This window comes from Candidatus Hodarchaeum mangrovi, from assembly GCF_975850365.1.
In genome coordinates this window covers 1-22,842 of the sequence record NZ_CDLCQJ010000147.1, presented here as the reverse complement: position 1 = coordinate 22,842, position 22,842 = coordinate 1, and the positions used below count along the sequence as shown (strand labels likewise).

Below are 22,842 nucleotides of genomic sequence, written 5' to 3'. Positions count from 1 at the left end.
TGCCAGTTATTTATCATTATCTCCTTTAATAATAATTCTTTTTCGAGAAATGTTATGGATTAAAAAAACAAATCTTAAGAAGTTTAAAATAGTGTTAACTGATCGTAATTTTGCTTTTATTCAAAATCATAGTATATGGATGTGCATATTTGAAGCACAGATTAATGAAAATATTAAACTAGATAAATTACAACATTTAACATTTCTTAAGACCTTTTCAATAGAAATCAATAAAAACGAATCCATAATATATATTAGGATATTTACTACCTCATTGGAAGAAATAAACCTTTTAGTGAATAAATGTTATCCCATTTTAGAAGTAATCTTTCCTGATATACAATTATTAGAGTTAAACACCCTGATAGAAAAAATTAATGAGTATAAGATATTAACATTCAGAAATAAAAGCTTTCTTTATTCAAAAACTCATTTTATCTTTCCCTTAATTCCAGAAAAGGAAATTGAAATAAAGGAATATTCTTCAATGATATTGACTTACAATAAAGATAGTAAATCAAATAAATTACTTGGAAATATTTATTATATCAAACTATTTGATAAAAAAACCCCTTTCTTATTTTTAAAAGAAATTTTTCTTACCTATGGAACCCCAAGTTATCTAAAGTTTATTAAGAAAGATTTTGTGAGGATAAGACTAAAATCGCCTTTAAAAGACTATTCTGAGCTACCATTTGAGAAAACAATTGATAAAATTTCTTTGTTCTTACAGAAGGAAAACATTAATTCTTTCATAAGTGAGGAGAAAATTAAATCAAGAATTCAGTGTCAGGGGACAAGTAAATTCACTAGTATCCCTCCATCTAATGATAGTTTCATGAGGGGAAAGAAATCAAAATTATTTAATACAATCTACGATCAATTTCTAAATCTTCCAAATTTAAATCAAATATGTTTTGAATTATGTAGTATTTTCGACGATTCCTTTCTTGCAGAGGATGAAAAACGAGTGAAATGTGACCGAAAATCAAAATTTTGCTTGAAATTGCTGAAAAATGAAAACTTCAAGCTTATCATTGAAAATATCACAAAACAAAAAAATGCAGCTGAACTCGAATATCTTTTAGGAGAATTAGCACAGCATATTTCTACTCAACAGCTGGTCTGTGTTATGGCCCATCTTTCTCAAGAATCTAGTAAAAATTTGTTACATAATGATTTGTTACCAATTCTTTACTTTCTCATAAAACTCTTTATTGAAACTCAATTGAAACTAGGAAAAGATGAAACTATTAGTTTAATTCCTTTGAAAAGAGATTTAAATAGGAATAAAATCTTGGGAGATATTTAGAATGCTAAAATGTATATATAATATGGGCCCACCCGGATTTGAACCGGGGATCTTTACCTTGCCATCTAAAAAAATGGCATCTCGGTTATCAGCCGAGCGCTTTAACCAGGCTAAGCCATGGGCCCTTCTTAACTTTCAATTGAGGGTATAATCAGTCCTTCTGTTTATATAAATAAACCTTATGGATTAACGGTAGCTTTTTGTATATTTTGCTCTTGCTCCAGGTCCACCAAATTGTTTAGGTTCACGCCGCCTAGGATCACCAACTATCATATGCCTATCATAATCAAAATATTTGGCTCGAAGTTGATCAGAATTAGTCCATGCAAGTAGGGCTCTAGCTGTTGCAGTTCTAGCAGCATCAGCTTGTCCCATAAAACCACCACCTTTCACTTTAACCTTGATATCGATACTTTTTCTTAATTTTTGGTCGATAAAGTGTAAAGGTTCCATTAATTTCATTTTTACAATATCAGGTTCAAGAATCTCTAAGGGCGTACCGTTTACTAATACACGACCAGAACCATTCCTTATAATTGCACGAGCAATTGCAGTCCTTCTTTTCCCACTTCTTAATATACTTTTCATAATTCTTCCCTCAGATTTTTGCATTTAATTCCTCTAATGTTATATAAGCTGATTTTTTACTCAGTTCCTTCGCATTTTGGAGGACTTCTACTTTTTTTTCTTTGAAAATCTCAGGAGAATTCTTAAAGACAATTAATCTCTTATAGGCCTCTTTACCCTGACCTTTCTTATAGGGAAGCATACCACGTACTGTTCTTTTGAAAATCTGGTCTGTTTCCCTAGGATAAAAAGGACCTCTTAAAGGATTTGATTTTGTTTTAATTTTATACCTTTGAAAATATTTCAAACCAATATTATCAGGATTACCAGATATCATTACCTTATTCGCATTAATTATTATAATTTCTTCACCCTTCAATAAACGTTTAGCCACATTACTAGCTAAACGCCCTAATATCGAATATTCAGCATTAATTATTGTTGCATTTTCAGAAATAAAATCGTCCATTTTATCACCACATTTCCTTCTACTTTATTATTCGTATATTTGATCCTTTAGGGTATTTAGTTAGTAACTCTCGTATTGAAAACATTTGGCTTCCTGAATTATTAAGCTTAGCACGTGCTTTCTCTGAAAAAGATTCAGCTGCTATCTCAATTTTATGATTGAATTCACCAGAACCCAGAACTTTCCCAGGAATTAAAAGAATATCGCCAGACGAAGAAATACGATTTAAATGGGACAAATTAACTGTAGGTTTTTTTCGATTAGGTTTAGATAATTCAGAAGCTAATCTAGACCATATCATAACATTTTGACTTATAGATATAGCTTTTAGCTCTTCAATCAAGGATACCATGTTTGGATTAGTTCTTCCTTTTATTGTCACTCTATTTCCCACATTAAAATTCGTCTACGTGTTTCTTAAATGTTTGAGTCTTTTCTTTTAATACTTTTAGAGATTCTAATAGAATTTCCTTTATTTTCAAAGAACCAGTGCTTTCAATTAAAAATACAAAATCCTTTCCAGTTGTAGAGACATTAACAGCATCTAATTCACAGATATCAACACATTGATTGCACAAACTACAATTAATCACATTAATTGCTTTAATTTTATCATCCTCGATTTTAATAATATCACGAGGACAGACTTGAACACAATCCCCACAATATGTGCAATTATCTAAATTAAATTCAACCACAGGAAAATATTTATAAGAAACTGTTGATACAGGTTGCCATTTGGCGTGATCCATTCCTCTACCTAATCGAGCAATAGCTTCTAGGAAGATTTTTTGATTCTTAGCAAGTTTAAGGAGAGGTATTGTAGAATATACTGGAGTAACTTTAGGATCTTGAGAAAGTAGATCACTAGAAAAAACAACTTCAACCTCTTGAGTTCCAGTTTTTTCCAAAGTTAAAGAGACTTCACATGATGTACAACCTTGACCATTACAGGAACAGACATCTGATCTTACATAGCTGTTAAGATCAGTTTTTAAGGGTATTAATCCTAGTCGATGAGCGATTATCTCGTCGTAAAGCGGTGTAGTATTCTCAATAATGATTACTTCATCAATAGCCATCGTAGGTACTTCGCTCATTATCATTCTTCGTAATGAATTAGCGAAAGTTGGAGTTACATCGGAGAGAATGAACTTAATATAGTTCTCCCGTTGTTCAATTATCTCAAGTTCCAAGTATACACTTCCGCTTTAACAAGGATTTATTTTTTCTTTAATATTATGTAAATTTCAATCGAAATAAAGGCCTTCAGAGCTTTATTTTTTTGTTGATAAATTACATAGAGTTTTTTTTACCGATTTGGCAACATCTGCCTTAGCTTTAAATGTTTTTTTCTGAAAATGGTTTCTATTCCTAAGAAAAGTCGAATATTCAACCTAGAATATTTTGATCTTAGAATTAAAAGAGAAAAATACTCCTGAACTTATATTTACAATTTAAAAAGGATTATTTCAAATCTATATTACCATTTATTCTCATCATTTAAATTATTTTTAGGATATTAACCTTAAATTATTAAGATATATTTCTCTAATCAATAATTAGGGATTTAATAAGAAAATTTTATCAGATAATTTAAAAAATAGGATTGTTCTGAAAATGATTTTAAAAATCCTAGGTCAATGGGATGAATATATCCATGGCTGGCAATTATTGATTGAATCTGGTGATCAACTATTTTGGACTTCTCTCGTTCTAGTCGCTTGGATAGTTAGAGCAATTTCATTAACGATGATACTTTTACAATTAGGTGACAAACTTATTAGAAATAAGAAGGATTTCGAATTTAACTTGTTAATTACAGGAGTAATATTTCTCTTAGTAACTGTACCATTTTTTTTAGCAGGATTACCTTTAGTTTATCCGTTTTTACCATAATTTAGTTTTCAGGAAAGTTTTTCCTGATATCATTATAAATCAACAATATTTCTTCTCGATCAAGATTGATAGGCTGAGACTCCATATTTTCTAGCTCGTCTAACCTCGAATAGTAATTTTTCCATTTAAACGAATATTTTTCCTTAAAATATGGTTTAAGATTGTTTTTTACCTTTTTATGCTTTCGACAAAATAGATGATTGAGAAAGTTAATATAATCAGCAGTTTTTACAACATCAGGTGGACTTAGACAGTCTCCTCTTATTATGCTTGAATACACCTTTGGAGATGGATAAAAAGAATGGGGAGAGATATCTTCAATTATAGTTCTGAATTTGAAGAAATATGAGGGGTAGACTGAAATTTTACTATAATTAGAAGTTGCAGGGGCTGCACAAAGGTGTTTTGCGAATTCTCTCTGCAAAGTAACTACTATTAATTCAGGGGACTGTTTAAGCACGCTAATTCTATGAAAAAAGGGAGATGATATATTATATGGTAAATTTGAAACAATTTTATGATGAAAAGGGAGCTCAGTCTTTAAAAAATCCTCGGAGATGATATCCAGTTTCTTATCGAATTCTATAAACTCTTTCCGAACGAGTGAAGCTAATAACGGATCAATTTCATAAGAATATACTTTCTTACAATTTTTCAGTAAAAAATATGTCAAAATTCCAATCCCTGTTCCTATTTCTATTATAATATCATCTGATTTTAATTCAGAATTTAATATAAGAAGATCAATTAGTCCTTTATCGATCATAAAATGCTGACCAATAGATCTACGTATTCTAAGGGCATATTTATCTGAAATCTCTCTAACAAACTGTCTTAAATCCCCAGATTCTAATAAATTTAATACCTTCAAACTTCATCAAGAGTTTTTCTTTTTTTAACAAATAGAAAATATTTTGGAGATCCATCTAATTCAGAGAGAATTCGATTGGCAAATAAGGAAATAGGATCAGATATTCCCGTACGAATTGAGAAATCTTCAAATGATTCAAAAGGTGCTTTTTTACGGGTGTCTAATATTGCCCACAATCTTTTATTCCCAATCCCTGGAAGCAACTGTAACTGATGCATTTGAGTTGTGAGGGGATGAGCTTGATTCAAGAATTGAATAAATCGTTTCTCAGAGTTCTTAATGATTTCTGTAATAACTTGAGTTAGAATTGAACTAGCTGAATTAGAGATTTGATTTAGAGATGTTTGATTTACCTTAATTATTCGTTTATTTTTAGGTGAAATCATTATTGCATCATTTACTTTTAGGCCTGTTCCTGCAGTCATTGTTACATCGAAAAATTCGAACCATTGTGACGTTATAACTACAGCTAAGGGATTAAAATCCTCAGAACGCCTCCGACTCAATGATTTTCCTTGAGGATAAAAGTCAATAACGATAGCAGTACCTAAATCTTCAAATCTAGGTTTTAAGTCTCTATTTTCCCGTTTAGGTTTAATATCTCGTTGTTTCATCCATCAATTTCCTCAATGGGTTATAAAGAAGTCATTTGGTTTCACTTTTAAAATCTTATAAGCTTTTTTTCTTTGACTTTTTTACTTTAACGATATCATTCTTATTTTAAAAGAAATTAATGTTTTCTTTGACTTTTTTTAAGCTTTTTAAAATTCTCATTTTCACATCAGTCTCTCATTCTGTATTTAATTTACATATAAGGTTCCTATCTTTTTCCTTGGTGATTATGTGAATTTTAACTGTCTAGAGTGTGGTGGAAATTTAGTACAAACAGAGTCAGACTTAGTTTGTATAAATTGTGGGTTGGTGGCAAATAGTATTTTTGAAAATCCTGCAATTCAACTTATAAAAGCAGAAAAAAGTTATGGTAGTCAGTATGCTTCAATAAGTGAAAGGCCTGCAAATATTAAATCACTTGGAACATATGTGGGAACATATCGTAAGTCTTTCCTAGCTGATATCAAAGGATCTCCATTAAAGATATCTGCAAAAAGACAGTTTCGTAGATTAAAATCATTAAACGATATTTATCTTCATTTTAGCGGAAGACAAAGGGAATATCGGGGATACAATCTTCTTTCAACAATTTGTAGTGCTTTACAAATTACAGATGCAACTAAAGCAGATGCGCTCTTTCTATTCCAAAGGATCCATCCACATCTTCAAAGAGAAATAAAATTATCAAGAATTGTTCTTGGATCTATTTATCTATCTTTAAGATCTAGAAAAGAGAACATTGAACTTTCACGATTGGTTTCCACTGCTCAAAGTCAAGGTTATGTTATTAGAGGAAAAGATATAATTAAAGCCGCTTCTCTAATTAGACAACATGCTAGAATCCGAGTTTGTCATGTGAAATCAGAGGAATATCTAGATAATATTCTCTGTCGTCTCCAAAAAGATAACAAGATATTAACGAGACTGGAAAAAAAAGTAGTTGTAAGTAAGAATCAATATTTTCATTACCTCAAGCTTACCTCAAAAAAACTTCTATCTCGATTTCCTTCGTTTGACCGAGGAGGTAGAAATCCGTTTATATTAGCTGCTGCTGTGATTATTGCTTCTGATATCTTACTAGCTCAAAAGAATGTATTCCCAAATTGTTATAAAAAAAGATCAAAACGAGGAATATTAACTCAAAAATATATTGCAAAGATACTTGATATCGCAGAATTTACTCTTAGAGAACATTTTTTACTTCTAATTAAACCACTAATTGAACAGGAGCTGTCAATAGGTTAATAACTATTTGAATTTGAAAAGAGGATCTACTTAATCCCATTGAAGTAAAAATATAATAGATTAATTTTTCAGGAGTAAAACTTGTTTTAATTAATACTTTCCATACAAAAAAATTACAATAGCAAAGAAAGAAAAAAAAATTCAATGCTTATTGAGGGAGTTCAAATGGGGTTAAATTAACCATAATTTTAAGTAAATCTGTATTATTAAATCTGGTAATTTTAGTTTGAAATTTGCGTACACGCTATTTTCAGGGGATTACTTACTATATGAAGAAGGCAAAAGAATTGACATTTCAGAAAAAATGATCTATTTCCCCTTTTAAAGCAAAAATCTTAATTTCTGATGATTTCCAGACAAAACACGTTGTTTCGGTTATTTATAATCCATTTTTCATATAGAGCATGGAAACAAAAGTAAGATAAAGAGAGGATCGGGTCGCTCATATGTTGGATTAAATTTTAAATATCACTCGGTAATGAAATATTTAATCCTAAAGTGTTAATACGAGTAATATTTTGGTGAATAATAATGGCAGATCTCGAAAGAATGAATCTAGTGGTCACAGGACATGTTGATCATGGTAAGTCAACTGGCCTTGGCCATATGTTGTTCTTACTCGGTCAGATTCACGATCCTAAAAAGAAACGACAACCTTGGCGAATTGCCAATAGATATTTTAACGAAAGTAAAGCCCAAGGAATGGGAAGTTGGTCCTACGCATGGATTCTTGATCCCCTTATGGATGAAAGAGAAAGGGGTCTCACAATTAACATTTCCTTCCAAGAATTTAAGACCAATAAATATATTTATAATCTCATTGATGCACCAGGGCACAGTGACTTTATTAAAAACATGATTACTGGAGCCTCACAGGCAGATGCTGCAATTCTTGTTGTTTCAGCAAGAAAAGGAGAATTTGAAGATGGAACGAAGGTTGCTGGAACAGCTTCAGGAAAATATGCTAATGTTATTGGAATGACTACCGAACATATGCTATTACTAACCTCTCTTGGAGTTACCAATATCGTTGTGGCAATCAACAAGATGGACGTTGTGGATTGGGATCAGAAGAGATATGAACAAATTAAAACTCAAATCCATGCTGTTTTTACACAATTAATGACCGCCCTCCAAATTGAAGGCAAAGAAAGTCGTTTAGAAGCAATAAAATATGTTCCAACAAGTGGTTTAATAGGAGTCAATCTTCTATCTAAAGAAACAACACTTAAAAACCTAGAAGGACATATCGCAGCAGCTAAATCTGGTGGTGGAGACGCAGAATTTATTGAATCTCTTGAAAAGGAAGCTGAGGATATTAAAGCTGGATTTGATGGATTATCTTGGTATAAAGGCCCATCTTTGATGGATGCGTTAGATTTACTTGAGTCTCCAGCTGTTAGGAAGGAAACACTGTCAAAACAACCATTACGTATTCCTATTCAACAAACATTGAACATAGGTGGAGTAGGTACAGTTTTAACAGGTCGTGTATCAAGTGGTATTTTAAAACCAAATACAGAAATGGTCATTGCACCAACTAAGCAAAGTATAGAGCCCCTGCAAATCTCTGTTAAAACACTCCAAGAATTTCATAAAGAAATCCCACAAGCATTACCTGGAGACAACATTGGCTTTAATATTAAAACTAAAAATATTGCTGCAAAAGATATTATCCGCGGTGCAGTTGTAAGCGAACCAAATAATCCCGCAAAAGCACTTCGACCTAATGTAGACGCATTTCTCTCTTTAGTGCTAGTAGTAAGAGGTTTAGGTAAGAAAGGAAAGAAGAAGGATGAGGTTTGGGGTATTCATGAGAATTACTCACCAGTAGTTCATTGTGGAACAGCTCAAGTCGCATGTAGAGTAACACAGGTTCAAGAAAAAGATATGTTAAAACAGGGTGATAGAGGCATGATTTGGATGACTCCTCTTAATCCTATGGTTGTTGAACCTTTATCTCAGTCTCCAGCCTTAGGCCGTTTTGCATTGAGGGATTCAGGAAAAACCGTTGCAGTCGGGGTAGTTCAGAAAATAGAATTCGGGAAATATGCATCTTAGATTGCTTATTCCCACTTTTCTCTCTTTTTTCTTATTAATTTATAGTGCAATTTTTCTGGTGTCTCCTAGTAATGGTAGATTATAATCCAACTATTTCTTTAATTTGGATAGGTCATGTAGATCATGGTAAATCTACTACTTTAGGCCATTTATTGGCCCAGATAGGGGTGATTGATCCCCGAACCATCGAAAAACTAAAGGAAGAAGCTATTCAGAATCAGATGGAATCATGGCAATGGGCTTATGTATTAGACTCACTACCTGAAGAAAAAAAGAGAGGAATTACATCAGATATAGCTTTTTATCCCTTTAAAACGCAAGAAAGAAATTTTATGCTTATTGATGCACCAGGACACAGAGATTTTGTTAGAAATATGATTAGGGGGGCTGCTCAGGCTGATGCATGTGTTCTTGTCTTAAGTGCTGTTCCAAATGATTTGAAATCTGGTTTAAAAAAAGGAAAAATAAATGATCCTGGAGGACAAACAAGAGAACATGCAATTTTAGCATCGGTATTAGGTATTGGGCAGATTATTATAGCAATTAATAAAATGGATCTTGTTAATTATCAGGAAGAAGCATTTAAATTAGCTGTTAAGAGCATTAAGGAATTATTTAGTGAAATTCAATCCCCTTGGATGAAGAATTTCGATTCAATACCAATTGTTCCTATTAGTGGTTATTTTGGGGAAAATTTAATAGAAAGCTCAGATAAAATGCCATGGTACTCAGGACTTACATTGATTGGAGCTTTGAATAGCCTTGAGGGAATGATTCCTAAGCGTGAAGGAATTTCTAGGTTCATAACTTATGATGTTGACGAACGTCATGGATTCGGGACTTTCTTAATAGGAAAAACTTTGGGAGCATCTTTTAAGATTGGTGATACTATAACTATTCTTCCTCAGGGAATTAACGATGAAATCAAAGATATCTGGGTTCAAGACGAGAAAAGAGAAGAAATAAAACCAGGAGAACATGGATCTATTCTTTTAAAGAGTTTTGATAAGGATGCGCTTGAAGAAGGCCTTGTATTGGCAACTCAGATGAAAAGTTATCTAAATCCATCAAGTATAAGAGCCCGTTTACTTTTACTCGAAGGAACATTGATACCTGGTAGCTCAGTGGTTTGTCATTGTGGTGCATCGTATAGTACAGGTCAAATCTCTAAAATCAACCAAATTCTTAAAAGTAATCCAATACATAAAAACCTTCCAAGAGAATTTGAAGGAAGAATAACAATCGCATTTCCTAATGAGTTGGTACAAGTTGAAATAAAATTAGATACACCAATCGTTATCGAGAAATTCAATGAATTTCCAGAACTCGGACGACTTATTTTACGCCATTCTGGACAAACAATCGCTGTTGGTATTGTCCACGATTTAATGTACGAAAAATAGGAAATAAAATTCATAATAAAACTTATTTAGGATGATTTAGCGAGCACTTAATGCAACACGTTCAATATCTTGCTTTCGTTTAATAGCATTTGAATTTAGGTTATTTGTTGACGCCATAATAAGCTGATCTGCTAAAATCTCTTCAAATGGCCTAATATTATTAAATGATGTTTTTCGTACAGCATCTGCAATTAGCCTGAGAGCAACATCAACTCTTCTTTGTGGAGCACTATCAACTGCAGTATGATAAACAATTCCACCATATGATATTCTAGTAGTTTCTTCTCTTGGAGCACAATTCACAATTGCATCTACTAATACTTGAACAGGATTAGTACTAGTTTTTAATTCAATTAGATGAAAAGCAATTTTAACTGCATTGAGGGCAACGAGCTTCTTTCCAGTATTTCTACCTGGACTCATTAATTTATTTGCTAGACGTTCTACAATATGGACATAAGACTTGTGAAACCTTTTATGCTCATGTCGGCCTGCACTATGAGGCACGAGTCTATCTGTTAAGTTTATATAACGAGCGAGACTAATATCTTTAACCTCTACTTCTCCACAGTTCCAAAGATCAAAAATTTTCATATTTTCAGAAGAACTCATTCACTTCTAACCTCTTCTAATTTAGGAACGTAATTCAATTTCTACAAAAATTAAGCGGGAAACATTTAATCGAATGATTTGTCTCATGGTTCTATCATCAGCATCTATGTCAATCAAGCGTTTATGAATACGAAGTTCATAATCTTCCCATGTAGCTGTACCCTGTCCGCTGGGGGATTTTCGTACAGGCAATCGTAATTTTTTTGTTGGTAATGGAATAGGCCCTCTCATCTTAACTCCTGATTTTTCTGAGATTCTCTTCATTTCATCACAGATTCCATCAAGTTGCCCTACATCCGTACTCATTAAACGAATCCTTGCTACGGAAACCAAATCATAATTCACCTAAAGAATTTTGCTTTATCTCTTTCAAGAGTGCTCGATTAGGGGGATTGATATGAGGTTATAAGCATTATTGGCTTTTAACATAGTAATTGAAGTTAGATGAATTTAGATCTTCTTCTAAATCCACATATGTATTATAATTATTAATGAAGAATTCTAAGATGATCCTGTAAATATTACATTAATAATGCCATTGAAAAACCAATATTAACGCCGGGGGAGGGATTTGAACCCTCGAGTACAGGAGTACACTGGCTTTCTATCTATAGCTTGAACAATCTATAGACTCAAGGCCAGCGCCGTTCTACAGGGTAATTAAAACCTTAACCCGTCCGCTTGGCTTTCAGTTCAATTTCTTTGTAGAGGTAGAAATATGATACCCCGGCAGAGCGGATGGTTTTGGGTTTATTAGTAAATTAAGTAGTTTTAAAATCGTACATCACAATCGTACCACCAGAGGCAACAATAGTAAGGATAATACCAAGGAATAATAAAGTTAATGACGTTCTTATATCATATGCAAATCTTGTAGAGTAATGAATCAGATACAATCCTCCTGTTCCAATTCCAAAGAATAAAGCAGCTATTAAAGATTCAACGAGAAATTGCTCACTAGAAGATCGAAAAATGGGAACTAATGCATTCGCTGTTTGACCCATAGGAAGAGGATTTTCGGCAAGATCATAAATCCCACCAGCTAGTATGAATACCACCGCAAACAAAGTAATGGCTAATAGATATTTATGAGGAGCTTCATATGGTAACTCAATATCAGGGATACGAAAATCAATATTAGGTCTTTTAAAACCTGGAATCCATGGGATAACTTGAGTTTTTTCGGTTTCTTTATCATTTTGTTTTTTTGACACTTTTTTTCCCTTTTTCTCGTCTTAATAAGAGTTTTTATCTTCAGATTATTGCTTTATTTATTTAAATTATTCTGAAATAGCTTGTAATCTCTGGAATTACTATTAAGCTTGTGATTGACATCTTAGAGTCTGGCTTTTATTGTAATTATACGATATTAGACGCTCTGAATTAAACTTAATTTCCTTTCGACTAGTAATTTATTTTTACTAAAAGTCAAATATTATTTGAAAATCGCTATTTCTAGGTTTTCTCACTTTTAATTAATTTAAAAAATTCCTCTGGAGGCATACTTTCTAAATCAGATATATGTAGAATTTTAAATGAGAGATCTTCAATACAAGTGCTATTAGAAATATTTTCATCCTCAGTAAACCAGAATGCCTTTTTTTTCAAAAATCTTGATAAACTCTCAATGGTTTGAATACGATTTGAATTTATAGATTCATCAGGAGTAGCAACCCCAGTTAGAATAGGAAAAGAATTTTTTTTCCTGATGTTTAGGTTTCCTTCTATGTTTGGTTCTGATAAACCATCAAAAGGCTCCGATTTGAACCAAAGTACACTAAATTCTTTTTCAGCAAGATAATCTGCAACCTCTTTTTGTAATTTTGATCGTGGTAATTTAAAATTATTTAACGTTTCTTGTGTTATGTTTTCTGTCTTAACTTCGAAAATCTCGATAGGAACATCAAGATCCTCTCCTAAAATTTCAGAGAGTAATATAAAGCTTTCAATTTTAGGGAAACTCTCACCTTTCTCATAACGATATAAAGCATGACGAGAAATTCCAGTGAGGTTGGAAATAATGCTCATCTCTAGCTTTAACCTTTCACGACGCTCTTTAAAAAGATCATGTGATAAATTTACAAATATTCCTCCGCGATGGGCAAATTTTGAAATTTTCAGAAACTTTGAGCCTCTCTCTGAATGTAAAAGTTTACGTAAGGTTTCTAACGATATAGCAGAGATATTATGACGTCGATAAAGGGTGAGATCCGAAATCTCTTTTCCAGATGAATACAGACCAATTAATAAAGGAACACCTGAGATTAACTTCGAGATTAATAATAATTGGATGGAAACGTGTTTTTTAAAAAAATCGAAATCAACGATATTTTTAGTAATTATTTTATTTGGTGTTTGAGATACATCTAAATTCGAATCTTCAACTGCAATATAATCAAATGCTTGGGATTTACCACTATCCTCCCATAAAGAGTACCCCGCCTTTAAAAACTCCACTTTGGAAAGATCAATCAATAAATTTTTAGTAACAGGTTCCTGTAAAGCCATAGCAATTCCAAGATTCTAATATTCAATTTTGTATATAAGATGGACCGACCGGGATTTGAACCCGGGGTATACGGTCACTATGGGGTGAACTCCGCCTTGCGAAGGTGGCGTGATACCAACTTCACCATCGGCCCTGATTTGCGATGAAATATCTGCATTATCATGTTTAGATTAAGTTATACTAGGAAAGAATATTGGAGTTCATCTATTCTTACAATCTATTTTAGGTACTAAAATTTTTTTCTATTCTCCACCATTCGAATTTACACACCCAAAATCATTAATCAATTTAAAAAGATAGTGTAGAGACAAAAATATTGGATAAACAACTCTACATTTGATATTAAAGTTGCGAATGAATCCTAATACTTAAAAAAATAAAAAATGTGAGAAAAAAGAAAATTGATTTGGTTACCCAAATAGAGAGGATAATCCTAAATCATCGCCCTCTTCTTCTTTTTCTTCTTCTACTGCACCTTTGTCCTCTTTTTTAGTCTCTGTTGTAGAAGATACTGTCGGAGCGGCTGCAGACATGAGAGAAGCTCCTTTAATAGCTTCTTCAATGTTTATTCCACTTAGAGTAGCAACAAGAGCTTTTATCTTAGAATCATCCGGTTTAGCGCCGGCAGCTTTAAGAATAGCTTCAATTCCTTTTTCTGTTATTTCTTTGCCAGATGAATGTAAAACCAATGCAGCATGTAAATATTCCAATTAAAGTCACTTCCAGATTTATTATCAAACAGTTCTTTGTATTTAATGATGTTAATTTTATTCTACTAACACTAAAGGGTTTTGTGTAGTATTTGAATGCATAAATTGTTACTAAGAACCATTTATTTTCTGTTTCTGGCATTTTCGATACGATATTTATCTGTTTAACTCCCCTTTGAGAAAAGTAATAATCCAGAAATTGGATATATGAAATAAATAAAAACTATTGCTGGGTTAAAAATAAAAAGTATAGATATTAAAAGGTTTTTTAGTAAAATAAAAAACATCTGTTTAAGGAAAATATCAAATTTTATAATATAGATATTTTTTTGATGTAATAATTAATGATTTCGAAGAAATAATATAAAAATTGAGTGGGCACGGTCGGAATTTCATTAAGGAAAGGAATTTTTTCTCAATTTTGAACCGACGATTTTCGGACACCCTGCAACGTGCAGAGGTGACACCGAGTTTCCTCATTTTTCCAGAACTTCATCATGAGTCTCAGTAAACCCAGTGTAGTTCATTGGGGGGTTCTGGAGCCCGGCGCGATACTTATCCGGTCTCGCTAACATAACGCGAGGCCCCTAGCTTCGCTACGTGCCCACTACGCGTGGGAAACATGTACATTCCCGATATAATTAAATTCAATACATCTTATTAAAAATTTTCGTTGAAATCACGCCAAGTAATGTTTTGAAAATTCAGGGGAAAATAAGTTGGATAAATATCCTTTTTAAAACCTTGATGATACCAATGAGTAAAATCGAAGGTTATTTTTCCAGTAAGTAGAATGATAGAGTCATGTGTTAAAATAATGTCATTTTCTATTTGTTTTAATTGCTTATCAACTGATTTTAAACATATAGCTGAGCCAGAAACTCCTAATTGCTGCAATTTTGATTCAATTAAGTATTTATGGATACGACTATGACTTTTCTGAGCATCAAGATAAAAAATTACCTGTTTTGGTTCCAATTTTTTTAGCCCCTCAATATAAACTTGAATTAAGTTTTCATCGATTGCAAATTTCTCTTTAGGATGAATTGATGAAAAAATATCTCTATATAACCCATCACGACTTATGATAAGGGGCTCATTCATAATTAATGAAAAAAAAGTGACAAGTTGATTATAAGCGTCAATATATAATATTTTATTCATAAGTTGAACAGTGGATTTAAGAACTAAACTATTAATTCTTATAGCTTCATTTTCTGAAAATGCAGATCGGTTTAAGATATTTCTTAAATTACTTTTTAAACTGTAACGATTTGCTACAAAATTAAGTGTGGTTCTTTTAGGATAACCTTGATCAAGAAGAAATATAATTTCACGATAAGCCTTAAAAAGGATAGAAGTCGATTCTAGAATATCTAGATAATCTTGCATTAGGATCCCAATTTATACTCTTCATTTAAAAATGAAATTAGTTTACAAACAGCTAAATACCGGTGCGAGAGGCTATATTTTTTCTCTCCTAATTCACCAAATGTTTTCCCATCTCCTTTTGAAGGGATAAATATAGGGTCATAACCCCATCCTGATTTGGAAACTGATGCTGAAATAATACCATTTACCCTTCCTGTAAATAAATATATCTTTTTATTAAAGTACAACGCGATAGAAGATTGAAAAAAGGCTTTCCGATTATCTTTCTCTTCTAGAAGTTTTAAAATTCCCCATAATCCAATTGTTTTTAGGACATAGGAGGAATAAGGCCCTGGAAACCCATTTAAGGTTTCAATAAAAAGACCTGAATCCTCAACAAAATAAGGGATGGTGAAATCCTTTTGAAAACAAGTTTTTAAAGAAAATTTTGCGATTTCTTCAAGACTATCAGATTGAATTTCACTCAAAATCATATTCAGAAATTTTAGTTGTATTTTAGATTTCTGAAGAAAAACTTTGTAAATCTCTTTATATTTTTGCACATTGCTCGAAACAAATCCAATTTCAATACTATTTGGTAAATTCTCCATAATGATTTCAACTTTTAAAATATGAAATAAGATTTATGAAGTAATTCAATTCTCCTTTAAATGACTGCTAATAACAGTTAAAAGAAGAATTAAACATCAAAGTAAATTTATTTATATGTAGCCTCGGTGGAAGATTTAATGGCCCGAATGCATGCAAGAAGAAAAGGAAAAAGCGGATCTACAAGACCAATATGGAGAAAAACTCCAGAATGGGTTCCTTATTCTCCCGAAGAAATTGAAAAACTAGTTATCGATAAAGCAAGAGAAGGTTTAGGGTCAGCACAAATTGGATTGATCTTACGTGATGCTTATGCGATACCTAGCATAAAAAAGATTACAGGAAGGTCAGTTACGAAAATCATGAAGGAGAATGATCTAGGACCAAAAATGCCTGAAGATTTCCTAAATCTCGTACGTCAAGCATTAAACCTTAGAAATCATCTAGAAAGTGGGAATAAGAAAGATAAGCATTCTAGACGAGGACTACAGCTAGTTGAATCTAAAATTCGACGATTAACAAGATATTATAAAAAGAAAGGGGTTTTTGATTCAGATTTTAAATATGAACCCTCAAACGCAACCCTATATCTACGTTAAAAATCAAAAAAATTTTCAAATATTCTTAATCAAAATAGGATCAAGCTTTAAAAATCCAACGAAGGTTATCTCTTGTTAGAACAAGATATAGAATCGCAATTGCTAAAGATTTCCAATATGGAAGCTATTGCTCGTGATATAAAGCATCAGCGTGAAGGGATTAATAGAAAAGTAACTGAAATTGCAAATAAACGAAATTCACTTAATGAACAGGTAAAAGAGCTAATAGCAACTGCGAAAGAAGAACGTGAAAAACGAGATAACTGTAATGACAAGATCACAGCACTTAAAGAAAACAAAACTTTATTATTAAAAGAACTCGAAGGATTTGAAAAGCAAGCAGAAGGACTAAATGGGCAACTTGAAGGATTAAATGTCAAGGGAAATACACATTCTCGTCGAGTAGACATTTCTGCCAAAAAAATTCGTCATGAGATACAAGAACTTGAATGGAAAATTCAAACAACATCAAACTTATCAATTAATGAGGAGAGAGAAATAGTTGAGCAGATTGCAAGATTAGAGCAAAAATTCCGAGAAGTAAGAGAAACTGATGTCATATCAAGAGATTTAAGAACTTTTAATAATCGAATTAATGTACTTAAAGGAAAAATGCGGTCATTAGAAAATGAACTAAGATCAATGGCTCGCGAAAGCCGTTTTCATCATAAAACTATGATTCAAGCATTTAAAAACGCTGATGTAATGAGAAAACAAGCGGATGATCTACATGCTCAATTTATCGATGCTAAAAAACAAGCAAATTCAGTCCATAATGAATATCTAAATTATCTACGTGAGATAAACAGAATTCGTCAAGATATAAATAAAAGTAAACAAAAAGTCAGGGCTAAACAGGATGCTCATCGAAAGGAAAAGCTCGAAGAGAAAACTGAAGACGCACGGAAGAAGTTTGAGGAAGGAAGAAAATTATCATTTGAGGAATTTAGGACTTTAATAGATAAAGGGTTAATCTAAATAAAGATTTAACTTTGTTAATAATACATAAGGAATTGGGTTTTCCTATTAACTAAATCCAATATAAAATTTCAAGTAAATCTTCAAATCTCTAGCTATGGTGTTATTTGCATGGGATCATATGAGGAATTCTTCCAAGTGTGTAATCAAACTGCTAGAAGTCTTCTTTCAAAGGCTTATAACCTTTTTCCGTTTTTAATCTTCTCTCATTATGATCCTGATGGATTAACAGCAGCAACAATACTTGGGACTGCTTTGGCACGGGAAAAAATACCTTATCAGATTCAAATCTTAAAACATCTCGAGTATTCCGCTTTAGAAAAAATTAATAGAATTAATCAAGGTGAAATAACGGTAATTTTTTTGGATTTAGGTTCAGGTGTGATAGATGGCTTTTCAAATTGGGATGAAAAAAAAAGTGTATTTATCATAGATCATCATTATCTTGAAGAGAATATTCAAATCCCAAAACATGTAGAACTACTTAATCCTCATATTTATTCTATTGATGGTAGTTCAGAAATTAGTGGATCTGGAATTGCTTATCTTATAGCCAAAGAAATGAATCCTAGAAATATAGATCAAGCAAAATTGGCAATAATTGGTGCTCTAGGTGATTACCAAGATAAAGGAGAAAAATCAAGTCTACTTGGTTTAAACAAGCAAATAGTAAATGATGCTATAAAGACAAATCAAATTAATGAAACTGAAGCTGTGTGGTTCTTTGACAGATCACGGTCAATAAAAAGTGTCCTCTGGTCAAGTAGATTAATTGAGTTTAATAATGAGATTGAACTTGAATCTTTTTTAGAGGATTCAGGGATTCAATTGTATGATAAAGATAGAGAACGAATTTTCTATGATTTATCATATGATGAATGTAAGAATATTGCTTCTAAATTAATAGAATATGGAGTGGAACAAAGAGAAATAATTAAAACAGATTATCGCTTATTAAATGAAGAAATTGTCGAATTGGAAGACGCAAGAGTCTTTGCAACTAGATTAAACGCATGTGGAAGGTTGGATAGAGCTGATATTGGGATTGCTTTGTGTTCAGGAGATAGATCTACAGCTTTGAGAGAACTAAAACAGATTATTAAGGAAGATAGGAAGATTATATCTGAGAATTTACAATTTGCGAAATCTGAAGGAAATATTACTGAAAAAACAGCTCTTTATGTCCTTGATGGTAGACCAAAAATAAATGAGAAATTTATAGGACGTATTACCTCAATGCTCAGCTATCAGAAGGAATTTAAACTCAAACCAATCCTTGGAATTGCTAAAACCTCAAATGAGCGGGTTAAACTAAGTTTCAGAAATAATACCAACCAAAATGCTAATTTTGACTTAGTATCGATTTTGAAGAAAGTTATCTCAAATATTGAACCCAATACTGAAGTTGGAGGCCATTCAGACGCGGCAGGAGCAATAGTTTCGGAAAATAAAATTGATGAGATTATTTGGGAGATTAATGAAACTATAATGAAGGTGAGAAATCAAAATGATTAAAAAAATTAATTTGATTATTCAAGTAGATTACCCAGATGAACTAATGGCAAAACTGATAAATAGTGCTCTAAGGCCTGACAATTTAGCAAAAGAACCAATGATTCTTATATCGAAAGTATCTAAGACAACACTGAAAATTACGTCAAAAAGGATGGAAAAAATCGAAACTGCTGTAGCTACAGCAAATGATATAATATCTAGCCTTTCCCTCTCAGAAGAAATAATAGAAGTAGGAAAAAAAGGAAAATCTAAGGATTAATTGGCTTTAGGATTTTGGATTTTTGAATTTCGACACTTTTGAGAGGATAAATGTTCTTACACTCATGATATACAACGGAGCCTAGTTTTCCTCCAGTAGCATCGCGAATGAATTCATCTTGTGTAAGTTCATTAGCCTGTTCTGCTACAACCTTAAGCATTTTACGACGGATTGCATCTTTTTGACTGGTTTTTGATCGGTGTTGAGTAAAGCCTGTTGCAGTTATTCGAAAAGGAATTCCATCTTTTGTTTTAACTGTGCTAATACTATCAATTCGAGTTCTTCTACGTCGAACTAGAAATCTGAGATAATCTCGAGCAAAAGAATGACCTTTAAACCGTGTTTTTGCATTATTACCTATAACTTCTGTTATTTGAAAACGAATCTTAACGTGCATCTTTGAATAATCATTATTAATATCTGATAAGGAAATCTCTATAACTCTTCCAATTAATTTATTAGGATCATCAGTAAGAGACTCTCCAATTATCCTTTCTTCACCCTCTAGAAAACCTGGGGGGGTGTAAATCTGATATAATTCCTTTGCAGACCATTTATCTACCATTCTACGAGCTGAACGTGAACGACGACTCAAACAAATTTTTCTCCTTATGCTTTCTCGTCAAATATTTACATATAGGGGAGATTAAGACTAATCTTTAAATTCTTCTCTTTTTAATATACTCCCTTATAACAAAAATAATAACTACAGATCTTTAAATTAATCAATTCAAAATTCTAAATGCGAAGAATTCTAAAGAAAGTAAAAATCTTTAGAAGATATCGCATTTTTATAAATACAAATACCTTAATGTCATAATACCCTTTTTGTTAATCAAGTGATTTAAATGAAAGGTTTTACTTCATCCTTCTTAATTTTAAGAATAAATGAGCAAATCTGGAATGATGAAAAAAGTAAGAATCTAGTTGAATATGCAGTTGAAACTTCAAAGAATAAAGACTTTACGATTGGATTTATACCACCAATTTCAAGTTTATTTACTTTTGTCGAAGAATTTTCAAACCCTGTTCTTTACCCAGGAATACCATTATCTCCTGATGAAATAAAAAGACAAGGATTATCGGGAGTAATTATAGATACCGCGAAAGATAACGTTACACTGGTGAACCTTGAATCTACCATAAGACATGCACGTAACAGACAATTGATAACAATAATTTGTACAGGGAACGAAGCGATTTCCGCTGCAGTGTCAAAATTAGATCCAAATGGAATTGCTTTTACTCCTGAGGAACTTTCAAGAATGAGTACGACGATAGAAAAAATAAATCCAGAAATTATTGATAATCACATTAAAAGAGTAAGAATAGAAAATGCAAGAATAACTCCGATCCTTTATGCACCGATTTTAAATGAAAAAGAACTGAATAAAGTATTAAATCTAGGTTTGAAAGGATTCTTGTTGGATCTAGATTGGATTTATCAATATCCTGATAATTTTATAGATCAATTTGTTAATCAAATAAAAAATTTTAACTCTACGAAATAACAAAAAAGGAGGATAAATAAAAAGAAGAATATTAATCTTTTTTCTCCTCTTCCTCCTCTAATTCTTCATCCTCTTCATTATAAAAAAGAATGTAAAATAGAACTAACAAAAGAGCAATTATAACTAAAATACTAGCAATAAATGTGGCATAGAACCAATCTAAGAGAGCCATAACTGAAGAACTCCATAATTATTGAAAAAAGTACTCATTCTTATCTATCTGATCAAACTTAAAAATTATTTATTTATCTTCAGATCTAGAAATCCTTTCAAAATTAACTGAATTATTAAATTGCCATTTCTTTGCATAAGATTCTGCAGTTTGTTGAAGGTTTGGTGAAATTGATGTGCCATGGTGTTTTCTAGCACGAATCCTGAAAAAAATTGGGTAATTTATTCCTTCTCCAACAATTAATGCTTCCCCGACCTCTAGATCTGGTAACATTTTCAATATTGATCGATCAATACCCTCTGATGTTTTTCCAATGAAATCTAAATCGTAAGGATTACGGATTCGAAGAATTAAATTAGAATTGCATTGGGAAAGAGCTGTTACAGATAAATTTACCGGTCTTTGAGAAATTAAACATAAACTACAGTAAAATTTTCTACCCTCACGGGCAATGGTCTCTATAATACCTTTTGAAACTGATCTAGAGGATTCAGGACAAAATTGATGCGCTTCCTCAATCATGAACACTATCGGAGGTATCTTGTTTTGAATACGTAACGAATAAAGGCTTTTAAGGAAATATAATGCCTGGATTCTTCTTGCTCTAAAACTCTGAAGATCAGAAAGATCTAAAATAACTGTTTTACCAGGTGATATTAAATTTTGGAAGTCTAGATTTGATTCTGGTGAGAATAAATATGTGCGATGAAGGGAAAGTAACCAGCCAACCATTGCTTCTCGTGTTCTAGGATTTACTCCTTCTGTTATCTCTAATTGTTTTATTAATTCTAAGATAGAATAATGTCCCAAATTCATTTTTTTGATATTTGTAATAATCCCCTCCAAAACTCTTGTCTGAACGACTGACATTTCAGGTATAAATTCTGAAATATCCCATGCAGATAGTTCTGGGACACCGATAGAAATTAAAGATCCACTAAGGACTTCTATATTCTCCTTATATTCAGAAGTGTTAAAAATATTGGAATATTCTCCATGGGGATCAATAAGAATCACTCCTAATTTACCATATTGTAAAATCTCTTCTAGAAGAACAGAAGCAGCGTAAGACTTCCCAGCTCCTGAAATAGCTAGAATTGCCAGATGTTTACGAAGCAATCGGGAAATATTTAACTTAATATCTACTTCATTTGCTTGGAGAAATCCTAAATGTAGCCCATTTTTATCTAATCCTAAGAATACTTCAATACTGTGAGGGGATGATCTAAATACTTTCGAACCTGGAGAAACAGGATACTTAACTCTTGAAACAACCTCTTTTTCAATATCCAACTCCCCTAGAGGTTTAATTTCAGCAATAGTATTCTCCCATTCATTAATTGGAAAAATATTATGGTAATCACGAGAAGCAATTTCGTGAGCACTAGCTCCTAGTGTTTCATAATATGCATTATATTTTTTTATCCCACTAATGAGTCCTATGACTTCGATTTTTTCATTTTTGGGAATTGTAACAAATTGTCCTCTTTCTATTATCAAGGAAGAGTCTTTTTCTAGAATCACTTCGATTTTTTCTAAACTAGGCGAATCAGAAGTG

Annotated in this window: 26 protein-coding genes and 3 tRNA genes; 10 read left to right on the top strand and 19 right to left on the bottom strand. The window is 32.1% G+C overall.

Annotation, left to right across the window (positions count from 1 at the left end; translation table 11 throughout):
- Positions 1-91 precede the first annotated feature (91 nt).
- A complete protein-coding gene (locus tag ACWVCY_RS14220; RefSeq protein WP_455143666.1) occupies positions 92-1,312 on the top strand; it encodes a hypothetical protein in 1,221 nt (406 codons plus the stop codon).
- Positions 1,313-1,335: 23 nt separating this feature from the next.
- Here the strand turns inward: ACWVCY_RS14220 and ACWVCY_RS14215 are convergent.
- From ACWVCY_RS14215 to ACWVCY_RS14195, 5 genes are all read right to left on the bottom strand, one after another.
- Positions 1,336-1,437, bottom strand: a tRNA-Ile gene (locus ACWVCY_RS14215).
- Between the two features lie 61 nt (positions 1,438-1,498).
- Complete coding sequence (locus ACWVCY_RS14210) at positions 1,499-1,900, bottom strand: 30S ribosomal protein S9 (RefSeq protein WP_455143718.1); 402 nt, start codon at positions 1,898-1,900, stop codon at positions 1,499-1,501.
- Between the two features lie 10 nt (positions 1,901-1,910).
- The gene (locus tag ACWVCY_RS14205) at positions 1,911-2,348 is read right to left on the bottom strand and encodes a 50S ribosomal protein L13 (protein WP_455143664.1); all 438 of its coding nucleotides are present in this window, start codon (positions 2,346-2,348) and stop codon (positions 1,911-1,913) included.
- Positions 2,349-2,367: 19 nt separating this feature from the next.
- Positions 2,368-2,730 carry a 50S ribosomal protein L18e gene (locus ACWVCY_RS14200; protein ID WP_455143662.1) on the bottom strand — a complete coding sequence of 121 codons (363 nt, stop codon included), beginning with the start codon at positions 2,728-2,730 and terminating at the stop codon, positions 2,368-2,370.
- Positions 2,731-2,743: 13 nt separating this feature from the next.
- Positions 2,744-3,544, bottom strand: coding sequence for a DNA-directed RNA polymerase subunit D (locus tag ACWVCY_RS14195; RefSeq protein ID WP_455143660.1), 801 nt, complete (start codon positions 3,542-3,544; stop codon positions 2,744-2,746).
- A 424-nt stretch (positions 3,545-3,968) separates the two neighbouring features.
- Here ACWVCY_RS14195 and ACWVCY_RS14190 point away from each other — a divergent pair, with 424 nt between their 5' ends.
- Positions 3,969-4,247, top strand: a complete 279-nt coding sequence (locus ACWVCY_RS14190) for a hypothetical protein (protein WP_455143658.1) — start codon at positions 3,969-3,971, stop codon at positions 4,245-4,247.
- A gap of 1 nt (position 4,248) precedes the next feature.
- On the opposite strand, the gene rsmA is transcribed toward ACWVCY_RS14190, so the two are convergent.
- Both rsmA and ACWVCY_RS14180 read right to left on the bottom strand, forming a co-directional pair.
- Positions 4,249-5,118 carry a 16S rRNA (adenine(1518)-N(6)/adenine(1519)-N(6))-dimethyltransferase RsmA gene (gene rsmA / locus ACWVCY_RS14185; RefSeq protein WP_455143656.1) on the bottom strand — a complete coding sequence of 290 codons (870 nt, stop codon included), beginning with the start codon at positions 5,116-5,118 and terminating at the stop codon, positions 4,249-4,251.
- The gene (locus ACWVCY_RS14180; protein ID WP_455143654.1) at positions 5,115-5,732 is read right to left on the bottom strand and encodes a DUF655 domain-containing protein; all 618 of its coding nucleotides are present in this window, start codon (positions 5,730-5,732) and stop codon (positions 5,115-5,117) included. Before ACWVCY_RS14180 ends, rsmA begins: the two co-directional genes overlap by 4 nt.
- Positions 5,733-5,961: 229 nt before the next feature.
- Here ACWVCY_RS14180 and ACWVCY_RS14175 point away from each other — a divergent pair, with 229 nt between their 5' ends.
- The 3 genes from ACWVCY_RS14175 to ACWVCY_RS14165 all read left to right on the top strand — a co-directional run bounded on the left by ACWVCY_RS14175 (position 5,962) and on the right by ACWVCY_RS14165 (position 10,439).
- Positions 5,962-6,975 carry a hypothetical protein gene (locus tag ACWVCY_RS14175; protein WP_455143652.1) on the top strand — a complete coding sequence of 338 codons (1,014 nt, stop codon included), beginning with the start codon at positions 5,962-5,964 and terminating at the stop codon, positions 6,973-6,975.
- 531 nt (positions 6,976-7,506) lie between these two features.
- Complete coding sequence (locus ACWVCY_RS14170; RefSeq protein WP_455143651.1) at positions 7,507-9,036, top strand: GTP-binding protein; 1,530 nt, start codon at positions 7,507-7,509, stop codon at positions 9,034-9,036.
- A 71-nt stretch (positions 9,037-9,107) separates the two neighbouring features.
- Positions 9,108-10,439 (top strand): GTP-binding protein, encoded by a 1,332-nt coding sequence (locus ACWVCY_RS14165; RefSeq protein ID WP_455143649.1) that lies wholly within the window; start codon positions 9,108-9,110, stop codon positions 10,437-10,439.
- A 36-nt stretch (positions 10,440-10,475) separates the two neighbouring features.
- On the opposite strand, the gene ACWVCY_RS14160 is transcribed toward ACWVCY_RS14165, so the two are convergent.
- The 9 genes from ACWVCY_RS14160 to ACWVCY_RS14120 form a co-directional block, all read right to left on the bottom strand.
- Positions 10,476-11,051, bottom strand: a complete 576-nt coding sequence (locus ACWVCY_RS14160; RefSeq protein ID WP_455143647.1) for a 30S ribosomal protein S7 — start codon at positions 11,049-11,051, stop codon at positions 10,476-10,478.
- A gap of 21 nt (positions 11,052-11,072) precedes the next feature.
- Positions 11,073-11,384 (bottom strand): 30S ribosomal protein S10, encoded by a 312-nt coding sequence (gene rpsJ / locus ACWVCY_RS14155; protein WP_455143645.1) that lies wholly within the window; start codon positions 11,382-11,384, stop codon positions 11,073-11,075.
- 428 nt (positions 11,385-11,812) lie between these two features.
- Positions 11,813-12,265, bottom strand: coding sequence for a hypothetical protein (locus ACWVCY_RS14150; RefSeq protein WP_455143644.1), 453 nt, complete (start codon positions 12,263-12,265; stop codon positions 11,813-11,815).
- Positions 12,266-12,506: 241 nt separating this feature from the next.
- Positions 12,507-13,559, bottom strand: a complete 1,053-nt coding sequence (locus tag ACWVCY_RS14145; RefSeq protein ID WP_455143642.1) for a helix-turn-helix domain-containing protein — start codon at positions 13,557-13,559, stop codon at positions 12,507-12,509.
- Between the two features lie 40 nt (positions 13,560-13,599).
- A tRNA-Ala gene (locus tag ACWVCY_RS14140) sits at positions 13,600-13,693 on the bottom strand.
- Positions 13,694-13,970: 277 nt separating this feature from the next.
- A complete protein-coding gene (gene rpl12p / locus ACWVCY_RS14135) occupies positions 13,971-14,270 on the bottom strand; it encodes a 50S ribosomal protein P1 (RefSeq protein WP_455143640.1) in 300 nt (99 codons plus the stop codon).
- 375 nt (positions 14,271-14,645) lie between these two features.
- Positions 14,646-14,876 (bottom strand) — tRNA-Trp (locus ACWVCY_RS14130).
- Between the two features lie 54 nt (positions 14,877-14,930).
- Positions 14,931-15,662: a DUF434 domain-containing protein gene (locus ACWVCY_RS14125; RefSeq protein ID WP_455143638.1), complete on the bottom strand. Its 732-nt coding sequence runs from the start codon at positions 15,660-15,662 to the stop codon at positions 14,931-14,933.
- Entirely contained in the window at positions 15,662-16,252 is a 591-nt protein-coding gene (locus ACWVCY_RS14120) for a non-canonical purine NTP pyrophosphatase (RefSeq protein WP_455143636.1), read from the bottom strand. Before ACWVCY_RS14120 ends, ACWVCY_RS14125 begins: the two co-directional genes overlap by 1 nt.
- 138 nt (positions 16,253-16,390) lie before the next feature.
- Here ACWVCY_RS14120 and ACWVCY_RS14115 point away from each other — a divergent pair, with 138 nt between their 5' ends.
- The 4 genes from ACWVCY_RS14115 (at position 16,391) to ACWVCY_RS14100 (ending at position 19,601) form a co-directional block, all read left to right on the top strand.
- Positions 16,391-16,849, top strand: a complete 459-nt coding sequence (locus ACWVCY_RS14115; protein WP_455143634.1) for a 30S ribosomal protein S15 — start codon at positions 16,391-16,393, stop codon at positions 16,847-16,849.
- A 72-nt stretch (positions 16,850-16,921) separates the two neighbouring features.
- On the top strand, positions 16,922-17,827 hold the full coding sequence (locus ACWVCY_RS14110; RefSeq protein WP_455143632.1) for a coiled-coil protein: 906 nt from the start codon (positions 16,922-16,924) through the stop codon (positions 17,825-17,827).
- Between the two features lie 111 nt (positions 17,828-17,938).
- Positions 17,939-19,342 carry a DHH family phosphoesterase gene (locus tag ACWVCY_RS14105; protein ID WP_455143630.1) on the top strand — a complete coding sequence of 468 codons (1,404 nt, stop codon included), beginning with the start codon at positions 17,939-17,941 and terminating at the stop codon, positions 19,340-19,342.
- Entirely contained in the window at positions 19,335-19,601 is a 267-nt protein-coding gene (locus ACWVCY_RS14100) for a KEOPS complex subunit Pcc1 (RefSeq protein ID WP_455143628.1), read from the top strand. Before ACWVCY_RS14105 ends, ACWVCY_RS14100 begins: the two co-directional genes overlap by 8 nt.
- Here the strand turns inward: ACWVCY_RS14100 and ACWVCY_RS14095 are convergent.
- Positions 19,591-20,196, bottom strand: coding sequence for a 30S ribosomal protein S3ae (locus ACWVCY_RS14095; RefSeq protein WP_455143626.1), 606 nt, complete (start codon positions 20,194-20,196; stop codon positions 19,591-19,593). The genes ACWVCY_RS14100 and ACWVCY_RS14095 overlap by 11 nt on opposite strands.
- A 253-nt stretch (positions 20,197-20,449) precedes the next feature.
- Here ACWVCY_RS14095 and ACWVCY_RS14090 point away from each other — a divergent pair, with 253 nt between their 5' ends.
- On the top strand, positions 20,450-21,112 hold the full coding sequence (locus tag ACWVCY_RS14090) for a hypothetical protein (RefSeq protein ID WP_455143624.1): 663 nt from the start codon (positions 20,450-20,452) through the stop codon (positions 21,110-21,112).
- A 31-nt stretch (positions 21,113-21,143) separates the two neighbouring features.
- Here ACWVCY_RS14090 and ACWVCY_RS14085 read toward each other — a convergent pair whose 3' ends face one another.
- Together ACWVCY_RS14085 and ACWVCY_RS14080 are read right to left on the bottom strand one after the other, a co-directional pair.
- On the bottom strand, positions 21,144-21,284 hold the full coding sequence (locus ACWVCY_RS14085) for a hypothetical protein (protein WP_455143622.1): 141 nt from the start codon (positions 21,282-21,284) through the stop codon (positions 21,144-21,146).
- 69 nt (positions 21,285-21,353) lie between these two features.
- Positions 21,354-22,842, bottom strand: a 1,489-nt coding sequence (locus ACWVCY_RS14080) for an ATP-binding protein (RefSeq protein ID WP_455143620.1), incomplete at its 5' end; no start/stop codon positions are given.